The following is a 13,046-nucleotide window of genomic DNA, read 5'->3' on the forward strand; positions in this document are numbered from 1 at the left end:
CCAGATTTTGGGCAAAGGCATGCCCGACGGGTTTACGTCATCACTTCAGGGGTGATTTATTTATTCAGGCAGAAAGCAGTCAGCCGTTGAGAACTGACGCGGCAACATGTTTCCCCAGCGGGCCAGCTTATTCATTGCTAAAATGATGTGCTCACGGCGCGCCTGGTCAAAAAACTGGAAAGGCCTGCCAATGTCTTCCAGCCTGAACATGCCCGGGCAGTCGCGGTTAGCCAGGGTTAATACGCAAAATTTAAAGTCATCATTTTGACGATTAAAATAGCGAAGCGATGGGTTTCGGTTGTGATCGCGCAGCAAGCGCCAGTGCTGTCGAAACGCATCAAACGTCATTTTTTCGCTGTGGCAGTCTTGCTCTGCGGTGAAACGTGGCCCGGCAGATGACTGACTGATGACCTGGACAGTGCGGTTCATAGGCTCCTCCGAAAACGTTGCAGCGGGTTTTGACGAATCAATACCCTCATCGTTATTACAGTGACGTTTTACTGGCGGCGGATTCGCGCCTGTCTCATCCATGACGCTCGTTAAGCATTAAGCGAAACGGCAGGTGCGCAGACGGTTCCCCCCCAGATTGCCCCGGACAGGGCGCGTTGCTGCGCCAGCCGCGGCCTGAGAGCGCTTTCGACCCTGAAAGCGCGCTTTTACGCGCCTCTCCACGTGCGCTGACTGCATTAGCCCTGCATCTCATTGCGACAATAAGGTTCTGGCTTGATGATTGTAAAAATGAGCCTCATCAGGCAAAATCCTGAGTTATCAGATAAAGCCGCACCCTGTTGCATCATTCAAAGGCTAACTTAAACTGGAGGATACTTAGACTAAATCTAAGTGTCAATAAAAATGAGCGTTTATACTAATTTCAAATTTCCGAACTCGAGCGCAGAAGCTCTGGATCGCGTTGTCGATGCCTACGGCTTTACCATGAAAATGCAGCTTGCAGATCACCTTGGAATTGCAGCAAGTAGCCTGTCTGCACGCTATAAACGTGATGTTTTTCCTTCAGATATCGTTTTACAGTGCGTGATGGAAACGGGCGCAGACCTGCAATGGTTGATCACAGGCAAAGGCTCAAAATTCTCTGAAAGCAAACCCGACACGCCCACACTGATTAGAAAAAAGCTAATCAGCGGCAAAATCGAGGAAGCGGGTTATGTGATGCTGGATAAAGCGTTATACGCGCCATTGAAACAGGAACCGCGCAGTGCTTTCTTACTGTTGGCGGAAACCACCCAGTACATCATCGATACCGATTTTGAAGATATGCATGACGGCGTCTGGTTGGTCGAAATTGAAGGAACCGCCAGCGTCAGGACACTAACGCGCATTCCGGTCAGGAAGGTGCACGTCAGCGGCATCGGCGTAGCGTTTGATTGTGGGATTGATGATATCAGGCTGATTGGCCGCGTGGTTCTGACAATTCAATAAACCGGCGTCTTGCGCACGGCAACGCCTTATCACGGCCTCAGCGTTACTCACAGAATGCGGTACAACGCGGGCCGCCTGCCTCAGGCCGCCCGCTCCGCTCTTAGCGGCAAGGGGTTCCCACTAAAGCGGCTTGCTGATCGCTGAGGTTGGCTCCCCGGTCGATACAGGTTTAACCGTGGCTCGCCCGTTACCGCCAGCGTTAACGCTTAATACAGTCCGGCCTTCCCCGCTGAAGAGAAAAGCCGCATCTTGTGCTCGACAACGGCTTTCGCCGCCGCCATCGGGCGCACGTAGAGTGCGCTGGGTTCATGTCCGTTTGACTGCAATTCTTCCTGCAGCGCGACATAAAACGCCTTCTTCATATCGCTGGAGATATTGATTTTCCCTACGCCATACTTAATCGACTCCGCGACCTCGCTGTCTTTGTTGCCCGAGCCGCCGTGCAGAACCAGCGGAATTGTCAGCCGCTGTCTGATGGCTTTGAGACGGTAAATATCCAGTACAGGCTGTTTACCCGCAGGATACAAACCATGCGACGTGCCGATGGCCACGGCAAGCGTATCCACTCCGGTTTCTCTGGCAAACCGCTCCGCCTGGTCGGGATCGGTATAGAGAATTTCACTGTGCCCCCCTTCCGCGCTCCCCTCTGCCACGCCAATCGTTCCCAGTTCGGCTTCTACCGAGACGTTAACCTTGTGGGCAATGGCGGTGATTTCACGCGTCAGCGCGATATTCTCTTCAAATGGCAAGCCTGAGGCATCGATCATGACCGAAGTATAGCCGGTGCGGATGGCGGTTAAAATATGCGCCAGCGTCTGGCCGTGATCCTGATGAATCACCACCGGCACGGAAGCGTTAACCGCCAGCTCCCTGAGATAGGCGATGAAACTGTCGCCGACGAAAGCGTGCTCATCGGGATGCACTTCCAGGATGACGGGAGATTGCAGGGATTCCGCCACCTCAATGACCAGCCGGGCAAACTCAGCGGAGGCGATGTTGAAGGCACCGACGCCGAACTGATTCTCCTGCGCCACCTTCAGTAACGCCTTCATATTTATCAACATAATTCACTCCTGCGGTAAATGTTGCGGATGATCTTTTTTAATCACTCTGAGGATCAGTGCGGTAAACAGCGCACCGGCGAGAATGGCAAACAGGTAGGCTGAGACATGGGTAATGACGTTCGGTATGAACATAACGAAGATCCCGCCATGCGGTGCGCGGGAAGCACAGCCGAGCATCATTGACAGTGCGCCAGCCAGCCCCGAGCCCGCCACAATGGCGGGAATGACGCGAAGCGGGTCCGCCACGGCATACGGAATGGCCCCCTCGGTGATAAAAGAGAGGCCGAGCACGTAGGTGACCTTGCCGGTTTCGCGCTCCTGAACGCTGAATTTCTTTTTAAAAAGGGTGGTGGCAAGGGCAATGCCCAAGGGAGGAACCATTCCCGCAGCCATGCATGCTGCGATGGGTTCGTAGATTCCGGTCGACATCAATCCAATCGCGAACATACAGACGGTTTTGTTAAGTGGCCCGCCCATATCGAAAGCCACCATCATTCCGATAAGCAATCCGAAGATAGCAGCGTTGGCATTTCCCATATCCGTCAGGAAGGTAGTCAGGCTCTGTAACAGAAGCTTAATGGGCTGGCCGACGACCAGAATCATCAGCGCACCGGTCAGGAACACGCTTAACAGTGGCACAATCAGAATGGGTTTAAGTCCGGCAATGGCCTTGGGTAAGTTGATGTACTTCACCACGAGCAGCGTGATGTAGCCCGCCATAAAGCCCGCCAGTAAGGCGCCAAGAAAACCCGATCCGGTATGAATGGCTAACATGCCGCCCACCGCGCCCGACACAATCCCCATATTGCCACTAATCGACTTGCTGATGCCCAGTGAAAGAATCGGCAGCATTAACGCAAAAGCGGCACCGCCACCAATATCGGACAGCATCTTTGCAATGGGGTTATAGAGGGGATCGCCTGGCGTGGCGGCAGTGATCCCAAAAGAAAAACTGAGGGCAATTAATATCCCGCCAGCCACGACAAAGGGGATCATCAGGTTGACGCCGGTAATCAGATGCACATAGATGCTCGACAGCGCCGCTTTTTTGTCTTTGTCTCTGCCCTGCAAGGTTACGTCTTCTGATGAGGCGGAACAGATTTCGCCGGTTAAGGCTCCGGATAAAATGTCGTCCAGTAATCCAGCGGCATCTCTCGCGGCTCGGGTAACGGACACGGTAATCATGCTTTTGCCGATAAAGCGGGAGCAATCAATCTTTTTATCCGCGGCAATAAGCACGATATCAGCACGTTTAATATCCTCTTCAGTGAAAATATAGTCACTTTCAACGGCACCCTGTGTTTCAACAAGGATCGTTATGCCTTTTTTCTCTGCGCTCTTTTTTAAATTGGCTTCCGCCAGATAAGTGTGTGCTACGCCTGTGGGACAGGCGGTAATCGCAATAATATTCATTTTTCCTCCCGGTGAAAGGCTTACTCCTGGGTGTTATTAACTAATAAATTAAATAAGGCCTCTTTTGTCTGTGCGTTTAGTAATGCCTCAACGACTTCATCATCGCCAAGGGCAATTGAAATTTTTGCCAGTAGCTTTATATGTCCCGCGCCGCTGTCGGCTTCTTTAACCGCAAACAGAATCACGAGGCTGACCGGCGAATCGTCCATGGTTTCCCATTCCACGGGGGACGCCAGTTTGGCTACCGCGATCCGGGTTTCGTTCACCCACTGCGATTTTCCATGCGGGATCGCTATCTGATTTTCGAAGCCGGTAGAACCTAATGCTTCGCGCAGCATGACGTCATGAATAAAACCTTCTTTGTTGCTGATAATATTTAATTCACACAAGCTTTGCGTTAATTTCTCAATAACCTCATCTTTATTTTTTGCATTTAGATTCATAAAAACACAGGTCTGACTTAACAGATCGGCCACAACAATTTTATTATGCATCCGTTACTCCGTTAGCATTATCTTCTTTATTAAGGCACTCCATCACCCGCAAAACATCTCTGTTTGAAAACAGGGCAGAAACATAGGCCACAGGATGTTCAGTCTCCTCCAGTCTGATCGTGGAGATAATTAAATCGCACCTGACTTTCTTAATGGCTTCGTTCAGGCGGGCACCCGGCACAATATCCACGATCTCCCATTCGGGAAAGGCCCGGCTGATTCGGCTGGAAAGCAGCTGAGATGTACCAATGCCGCTGGAGCACACCAGCATGACGCGTTTAGTTGCATGACACTTTTCTAACGCGTTCTGAATGTAAATAGTCAGATAGGCAATCTCATCATCCGACGCTGTCGGAAGCCCCCACTGCTGATTAAGGTGCAACACGGCCTGTTTGACGACGTTAAATACCGCGGCAAATTCTTTACGTATCTCGTCCAGCAACGGGTTGTGAATAACAATGCGGTAGGCCAGCCGATTAAGCATGGGCTTCACATGTGACACCAACGCGTTAAGCAGCACGCTGTCGCTGCCAATATTCTGTCTTAATAACGAAGAAAGCCGGGTGATTAAGGTCGTGGCGTAGTTCACGGCGTCTTCGTCGTAGTGCGATGGAGAGGGAAAACCGGCGCTAAACGGATGCCGACCCGACGAGATGAGGTATTGATAAATATAATGAACCTCAACGGGCGCGAAGGAGACCGCGTAATTTTCCTCCAGCCATCTGACCGCTTGCCGGGCGACTGACCATTCGTGATTGTTGTAACCTGCCATGTCCGACTCCGCTGGCGCGGGTGGCGTGCCGTTAAGCGCTCTTTTAATCGTCACCAGCAGATGGGAAAACAGGTTGGTATAATAGGGCTCGCTAATGGCGCAGTGCAGCGCCTCTTCAATGTAGGTGATCAGATTAATGCAGCAGGCCACATTGTCGCTGCCAAACTCCGCCACCAGCTGAACGCGCGAAAAACGATCGATGCGGCTGTCGGCGACAGGGTAACCACTCATCACGCTGAAGGTAATAATCTCTTTCAGCGCCAGACGAATATCCCGGTCGCTGCCGGTAATACAGGTTCCGCTATGGCTACGCGCGATGCGCAGTGAAAAAGGCGCTAACCAGACCTCAATTTTTCGTAAATCTGCCACGATGGAAGAGCGGCTGATAAAATATTTTTCCGCCAATGCGCTCAGCGTGAGCGGTGATGGAGAACAGGTAAGCAAGTCTGTTGTGATGGCGACCAGCCTTTTATTTTTCAACAAACCTTTTACCTCTTCCCCATGCAGATCCACGGGTAAGGCGACGCCATTTTCCAGCAACAATCCCAACCCGGGTTTGCTGAGGATTCGGCTCTCCTTGTCGGCGAAATAGTGATTAACGGAATCTACATCGCGGCGCAGCGTACTGGCTGAAACCTTCAGCGTCCGGGCAATATCTGTTGCCGAGCGCCATTCGCCCTGGGAAGCTAAAAGATGAATTAATGCCTTTTGTCTTTGGGTCAGCACGTTGACTCCCGGCTTCGCTAGGTGATCCAGATGCTCGGTCATTACCGTTATATCTGCCTTGTTCCGGTAGAGAAATACCAAACCATGGCGTCGATATGACCATAATAGTGAACAGTGCACCTGCAATGCTGCTAACCCGGTTCCATTCGTGCAAACACCAGTGTGTCGCGGCGTGAAAGCAAGAGCGGGCCTGAACATCAGGCCCGATGCGGTTAATGTCCGCCAAAGACTTTTTCAACTTCTTCGGGTTTGTCATGTACGCCAAAACGATCGACAACGGTTTTTGTCGCCTCGTTCATGCCACGAATCTCGACATCCGTCCCTGTCCGACGGAATTTAACCACCACCCGATCAAGCGCGTTGACAGACGTGATATCCCAGAAATGGGCATGGGTTACGTCAATCACCACCTTTTCCAGATCCTCCTGAACGTCAAAGCTGCGGACAAAGCGATCGGCGGAGGCGAAAAATACCTGCCCGGTAACGGCGTAATGGCGACAATCGCCTGATCGCGTGGAACTGACCGCCATAAAGCGTGCCACTTTGGTGGCAAAATTTAATGCAGCAATCAGCACGCCCACGATGACGCCAAAGGCAAGATTATGGGTAAAAACCACGACCAGGACGGTAGCTATCATGACGACGCTGCTTGAGAGAGGATGGGTGCGTAACGTCGACACCGAACGCCAGGAGAAGGTACCTATCGAAACCATTATCATGACCGCGACCAGTGCCGCCATGGGAATCTGAGATACCCACTGGCGCAGAAACACCACCATCACCAGCAACGTGATACCCGCCGTGAGTGTGGAAAGCCGTCCACGACCGCCTGATTTTACATTGATCACCGACTGACCAATCATCGCGCAGCCTGCCATTCCGCCGATGAAGGAGGTACAGATGTTGGCAATGCCCTGCCCCTTACATTCGCGGTTTTTGTCGCTCGCGGTGTCCGTCATGTCATCAATAATGGTCGCCGTCATCATCGACTCCAGCAAGCCAACCACGGCCAGACCTGCGGAGTAAGGCAAAATGATCAACAAGGTGTCGATGTTCAAAGGCACGTCGGGAAGCAGAAAAATGGGCAGGCTGTCAGGCAGTTTGCCCATATCGCCCACGGTTCGCACATCCAGGTGCAGAAACAATGAAACTGCCGTCAGAATCACAATGCAGATCAGCGGTGACGGCAGTGTTTTGTCGAACAGTGGATAAAGATAAATAATCGCCAGGCCGGCGGCGGTGAGCGCATAAACATGCCAGGTGACATGAGTGAGTTCAGGCAACTGCGCCAGGAAAATCAGAATGGCCAGCGCATTAACGAATCCCGTGACCACCGAACGCGACACATAGCGCATCAGGTTGCCGAGTTTACAGTAACCCGCAATGACCTGAAGTACGCCGGTGAGCAACGATGCGGCAAGCAGATACTGCAGCCCGTGCGTTTTGACCAGCGTCACCATTAGCAACGCCATCGCGCCGGTGGATGAGGAAATCATCGCCGGACGCCCACCAAAAAAAGCCATGACAACCGGAATACAGAAGGCGGAGTAAAGACCCACTTGAGGATCGACACCTGCGATGGCAGAAAAAGCGATCGCTTCAGGAATCAGCGCGAGCGCGACAACAATACCAGCCAGCACGTCACCACGGACGTTACCCAGCCAGTCCTTACTCGTCGAGGACAGCAACATAGTATTTTCTCAAATTTTGAATGCAGTTCGCCCAAAAGGGCAGATTTCAGACAGAAAGCGTCACATCCACAGACGGGATGTCAATGAAGTGCGTCCGAATAGGATCGGGACGACAGGGAAGGGATAAAACTCAGGGTGGCGTGATACGCATGACGGTTAAAAACTCCTTATCAGCATGGGCTGGCTGCAGCAAGGCACTGCAGTAACATTGCCGGGTCATCTCAGGCAACGCCCTGTTCAGCTAACTACTTTACACAAAAAATCACCCGCACTGGAAGCCTGAATTTGCCTTACAGCCCAGGCACTCCCGGCCAGCGGCGGGAGAAATCCTCAATAAGCGCTTGTAAAACTGCTGTTTATTGATTTTATAACATTGCGTGCCGCAGGCGCATATAGCCTGACTGACCGCATAAATGAACGGTCAGCCAGGCGTGACGCATCGCTTCGGCGCGTCGTTACACTCTGAATGCCTCAACCATACCGCGTAATGAATGTGCCTGTTCAGACAGGGACTGCGAAGCAGACGAAGACTCTTCGACGAGTGCCGCGTTATTCTGGGTGACCCCGTCCATCTGGCTGACCGCAATGCTGACCTGAGAAATGCCCTGCATCTGCTCCGAGGACGCCATCGAAATCTCATCCATTGCGCCCGCCAGTTCGTTCACCATGCCCACGACTTTTAAGATGCTTTCACCCGTACCGGCCGCGACGTGCACGCCGCTGTCCACCTGCTCTACGGCACGTTCGATAAGTTCTTTAATCTCTTTAGCTGCGGTGGCGCTTCGCTGCGCCAGCGTTCTGACCTCGCCGGCAACAACGGCAAATCCGCGTCCGTCTTCACCCGCCCGCGCCGCTTCGACAGCGGCGTTCAACGCCAGGATGTTTGTCTGGAACGCGATACTTTCAATCACGCCGGTGATGTCACGAACCTTGGTAGCACTGGATGCGATTTCATTCATGGTGTGAGACATCAACTGCACCTCTGACTCACCAGTGCGTGCCAGGGTTGCAGCCTCTCTGGCAACGGTGGCGGTATGCTGAGCACTGGCAGTATTACTTTTCACCGTCGCGGTCAACTGTTCCATACTGGCCGCCGTTTCCTGCAGGGCTGCGGCCTGCTGTTCAGTGCGTGATGACAGCTCAGTATTGCCCTGGGCGATCTCGTCCGAGGCGGAGGCGACCGAACCTGCCGATTCTTTGATTTGCGTAACCAGACTTCGCAGGCTGGACTGCATGTTAGCCAGCGAGGCAAGCAGGCTGCTGGAATCGTTGTGGCGGAGTATGACTGGCGCTGTGAGGTCGCCGCTGGCGATGGCCGCAGACAGTGCCTGGGCCTGGGCCGGTTCCCCGCCCAGTTGGCGCATCAATACTCGGGTAATGATGAAGCCCGCCGCAATTGAAATCGCCACGGAAAGCGAGGCCAGAATCATTAAGATTGTGGTTGCTCTGTGAACGTTTTGACTGGTGTTTTCAACCGACCGCTCACTGTCTTCCATTTGAATGTTCGTCATTTCCTTGAGGGCCTCCAGCAACTGGCCCTGCAGCGGCCTGACCGTTTTTATCAGGTAGCTTATCGCTTCTTGCTGTTTATTTTGCAGGCCTAACTGCCCTGCGTGATCCAGCACGGCCAGAACGGGGCCTTCGCTGCTGACGATCTTGTCGAAGGCTTCCCGGGCCTGCGGGGTTGAATCTTCGGCGACCATGGCAGCAAGCCGTTCGCGGTTTTCAATATAACGGGCTTTTTGCGTGACAATACGCTGCCATTCCTTCTGCATCTGGTCGGCTTCGGTCAGCAGGGCAAGGTTACGAACGATGACGGCCATATCACGTAACCCGCCGTACATTTCCATCCCCAGACGGTATTTCTTCATTTTGACATTGACGGCGTTGTCCATGCCATTACGGGCATTATTCAGGCCGTTATAGGCCACCGAGGTGCAGATAATGAATAACGTAATCAACAGGCCAAAGCTGATAGTGAGACGCGTAGAGATTTTCATGGGGACTCCTGTTTATGTTAGGAAACAGGTATCGGTTGAAATAATAAAAACCACAGTAAAAAAATCATAAATAATAGTTATAATAATATAAGACATTGATAATTATGTTATTATAATAATTTCCTTTAATAATTTGACGAATGCGACTTTATATTCTATAGCGCCATGAAAAAATAAATATCACCAACCAACCCTTTATTAAAAAATATTCCATGCTTCCTTTTCGATTAAGAAAAATAATATAAAACGTCGTTGCTGCGGCATACTCTGCTGATTGATGGGCTTAACGCTATGGATTTTTGCTGTCAGCCGCGATTGTCCGGTCAGGAAGACCCGCAGACTGTCCAGGGAGTGGGTTTGTGCAACGGACAGGATAACGAAAGGATAAGTCACTGGCTGTGCCTGACGATCACCGCTGCTATCATGGCAACGAAACCGGTAGCGATGACGGTTTGGGTTTGGATTTGGGTTTGGGTTTGGGTTTGGGTTTGGATTGAGGTTTGGATTCGGATTGAGGTTTGGATTCGGATCGAGGTTTGGATTCGGATTGAGGTTTGGATTCGGATTGAGGTTTGGATTCGGATCGAGGTTTGGATTCGGATTGAGGTTTGGATTCGGATTGAGGTTTGGATTCGGATCGAGGTTTGGATTCGGATTGAGGTTTGGATTCGGATTGAGGTTTGGGTTTGGATTGAGGTTTGGGTTTGCGGGTGAGATAACAGGAGCCAGACTGCCGCCATTCATAATTAGCGCTGCGCGAGAGAAACTGAGTCGCGTTAAGCGTTATCACTTTAATTTTTATGCATGCGCATGCCAGCATCCCGACAAGGGCGCTTTTTTAAAACACACAGAATAATTAAACGGGGATATTATCGGCACATTTTTTAAAAACTTTACTGTTTTTATATTTTTTAACAAATGAAAAGGTTTTCATTTATCACAACCCCGGACATACCTATTTATGATTAGCCTGAGGTTATCGAAAAAATATTAATTTGGCTTAACCGGATCCAAAAGAAAATATTGTGCATTTCTAACGTGGAAAATAACACACCACATTCTATAATCTCCTCTACTATGGAAAGTAGAATTTCCCCTGCGCATTTCAACAGACACATAGTGACCTAGAGTCACGCGCAAGGCCTTGATAAATAGAAATTTAACAAAGATTATTATAAATAAATTACACAAATAATATTTGATGGCATTCATCAAAAAACACCATTTCACCTGGAATTCAATAAATGAAAAACATTCTCAATAACATTAGTCTGCCGACTAAATTCCTGATCCTGGGGATTTTCGCGTTGGTATTATTTGTCTTTCCCACCTATTTATTTATCCAGACGGGTAATCAGGCTATTGATGCGAAGAAACAAGAGCTGCAGGGCGTACCGGTCGAAAAAGATATCCTGACGTTGCTTAACCTGATTCAGCGTCACCGGGCTGAAAGTGCAATCGCCATTTCATTGAATAAACCTGATAATGCGCCGCGCCTGGCACTTGCCTCTCAGATAGATACCCTGACAGATACTATTGCCGCAGAATTACGCCAGTATGATGCCAGTGCGCAGCCGACCCAGCGCTTCAACGGCGTCAAAGCCGCCTGGTCTCAGCTTCAGCAAGATGTTGCATCGGGTAAATTGACGCTGGCTACCAGCCTTTCGCATCACGCGCTGCTGATTCAGAACTTACTGGACACCAACCAGGACATTCTTGATTTATATGGTCTTTCTTTGGACGCGGACCTCAATACGTATCAACTTATCATGAGTATCTATGGTCGGTTACCTGAACTGACCGAGACGCTTGGACGCATCAGAGCCAGCGGTACCTCTGTGATTGCCGCGGGTGACAACGCATCCGATTCTTCACGCGGCACGATGGAGTACCAGATTGAAGGGGGTAATGCGGCGCTGGAAAAATTCAGTAATGTGTTAAATAAAGCGTTTGCCGTAGAGCCGGATCTCAAATCTGAATTTACCGCGCTGGCGAATGATGCCTTCCAACGTTCCGCCAGCGTCCTTAAACTGGCTGAAGATGTCTTTATTACAAAACGTGTTCAAATTACCCCTGTTGAATATGTCAAAGACTTCACCCAGGCTATTAACACTTATAACGATCTTGGTATGAAACTCAGCCAGCAGCTGGGAAAAACACTGAACGACCAAATCGACCAACGTCGTCGTTCACAATATATATTGCTGGCTTCACTGATCGCCGTGGCCTTGCTGGCCGTATGTGTGGCGGTGATGATCAGCCGGTCCGTTACCCGTCCGGTAAAAGAAGCGGTTTTACTTGCCAGTAAAGTGGCCGCCGGTGATTTAACGACGACGATTACCGTGTCAGGTAAAAATGAAATTGCTGAGTTGCTCAATGCGCTCTCGCAAATGCAGCAACGTCTTGCGCTTCTGGTATCGAATATTAAAAACAATGCGTCAACCATCGCAAACTCCTCTGAAGAAATTGCGATGGGGAATAACGACCTCTCTTCCCGAACTGAAGAACAAGCGGCCTCACTGGCGGAAACCGCGGCAAGCATGGAGCAGCTCTCTTCAATCATCAAGCAGAATGCTGACAACACGCGCTACGCATCAGATATGGCGGTTTCAGCCACTAACGCAGCGCTGAAGAGCGGCGAAGCGATGACTTCTGTAATGACTACTATGCAAAAAATTCGCAGCAGTTCGGGGCAAATCGAAGAAATCACCTCCGTTATTGACAGCATCGCCTTCCAGACGAATATTCTGGCGCTGAATGCGGCCGTGGAAGCAGCGCGTGCGGGCGAGACGGGCAAAGGTTTTGCCGTGGTTGCCGCTGAAGTCCGGGCGCTGGCCCAGCGTTCGGCCAGCGCAGCGAAAGAAATTAAGGGCCTGATTGAGCAGTCTGTTGGGCATTCGAATGAGGGCTTAATGCTGGCGCAGGATGCCGGCAGCAAAGTAAAACAGAGCGTCGAAGCAATTGAACAGACATCTCAGTTGATTCGCGATATCTCCTCATCCTCTGAAGAGCAAAGCAGCGGCGTAAGCCAGATAAATATTGCGGTTAATCAGATGGACCAGGTCACGCAGCAAAACGCCGTGCTGGTTGAACAGTCGGCGTCTTCTGCTGACGAGCTGGCAAAACGTGCGAGCGATCTGCGCGACATGGTCTCTGTGTTCCGGACCGCTTAATTTCTCCTTTTGCCACTGCCGTCAGCCTTTGGCTGGCGCAGTGGCCGTTATAATCCCTCATGCCCGGCGTTAGCCAGGCAACTTTCGACCAGAAAAACAGCGAAATCACACGGATGATTAATTGAATGATTACCGAAAGAAACTTATTCTGTTCGCCGTAAAAAAACAGTAAGCGGTCAACGGCACTCTGCTAATGTCCGAAGGCTGAGGTTGTTGCGGTCCATCGGTGCATTCTCATTTTGATATAGAGCACCTACCCGTTGGGCTAAGCTGTGC

The 13,046-nt window shown here is 51.0% G+C and carries 10 protein-coding genes; 2 read left to right on the forward strand and 8 right to left on the reverse strand.

From position 1 onward, the window contains the following. Positions 1–60: 60 nt before the first annotated feature. Positions 61–429: a hypothetical protein gene (locus NYE92_RS11875; RefSeq protein ID WP_014604958.1), complete on the reverse strand. Its 369-nt coding sequence runs from the start codon at positions 427–429 to the stop codon at positions 61–63. 423 nt (positions 430–852) lie between these two features. On the opposite strand from NYE92_RS11875, the gene NYE92_RS11880 reads away from it, so the two are divergent. After that, the gene (locus tag NYE92_RS11880) at positions 853–1,437 is read left to right on the forward strand and encodes a phage repressor protein (protein WP_014594661.1); all 585 of its coding nucleotides are present in this window, start codon (positions 853–855) and stop codon (positions 1,435–1,437) included. Between the two features lie 206 nt (positions 1,438–1,643). Here NYE92_RS11880 and NYE92_RS11885 read toward each other — a convergent pair whose 3' ends face one another. The 7 genes from NYE92_RS11885 to NYE92_RS11915 form a co-directional block, all read right to left on the reverse strand. Continuing rightward, positions 1,644–2,501, reverse strand: a complete 858-nt coding sequence (locus tag NYE92_RS11885; RefSeq protein WP_259019021.1) for a ketose-bisphosphate aldolase — start codon at positions 2,499–2,501, stop codon at positions 1,644–1,646. Between the two features lie 3 nt (positions 2,502–2,504). Beyond that, positions 2,505–3,914 (reverse strand): PTS fructose transporter subunit IIC, encoded by a 1,410-nt coding sequence (locus tag NYE92_RS11890; protein WP_015699473.1) that lies wholly within the window; start codon positions 3,912–3,914, stop codon positions 2,505–2,507. A 20-nt stretch (positions 3,915–3,934) separates the two neighbouring features. Continuing rightward, entirely contained in the window at positions 3,935–4,408 is a 474-nt protein-coding gene (locus NYE92_RS11895; RefSeq protein WP_013027294.1) for a PTS sugar transporter subunit IIA, read from the reverse strand. Next, entirely contained in the window at positions 4,401–5,906 is a 1,506-nt protein-coding gene (locus NYE92_RS11900; RefSeq protein WP_230957776.1) for a transcription antiterminator, read from the reverse strand. Before NYE92_RS11900 ends, NYE92_RS11895 begins: the two co-directional genes overlap by 8 nt. A 212-nt stretch (positions 5,907–6,118) precedes the next feature. Continuing rightward, entirely contained in the window at positions 6,119–7,597 is a 1,479-nt protein-coding gene (locus NYE92_RS11905; protein ID WP_259019024.1) for a SulP family inorganic anion transporter, read from the reverse strand. A gap of 455 nt (positions 7,598–8,052) precedes the next feature. Continuing rightward, entirely contained in the window at positions 8,053–9,597 is a 1,545-nt protein-coding gene (locus tag NYE92_RS11910) for a methyl-accepting chemotaxis protein (RefSeq protein ID WP_013027297.1), read from the reverse strand. A gap of 198 nt (positions 9,598–9,795) precedes the next feature. After that, positions 9,796–10,341 (reverse strand): hypothetical protein, encoded by a 546-nt coding sequence (locus NYE92_RS11915; RefSeq protein ID WP_259019025.1) that lies wholly within the window; start codon positions 10,339–10,341, stop codon positions 9,796–9,798. Positions 10,342–10,841: 500 nt separating this feature from the next. Here NYE92_RS11915 and NYE92_RS11920 point away from each other — a divergent pair, with 500 nt between their 5' ends. After that, a complete protein-coding gene (locus tag NYE92_RS11920; protein ID WP_110015323.1) occupies positions 10,842–12,770 on the forward strand; it encodes a methyl-accepting chemotaxis protein in 1,929 nt (642 codons plus the stop codon). Positions 12,771–13,046 lie beyond the last annotated feature (276 nt).

Source organism: Pantoea sp. B566, from assembly GCF_024793925.1.
In the GTDB taxonomy this organism is placed as follows: Bacteria; Pseudomonadota; Gammaproteobacteria; order Enterobacterales; family Enterobacteriaceae; genus Pantoea; species Pantoea ananatis.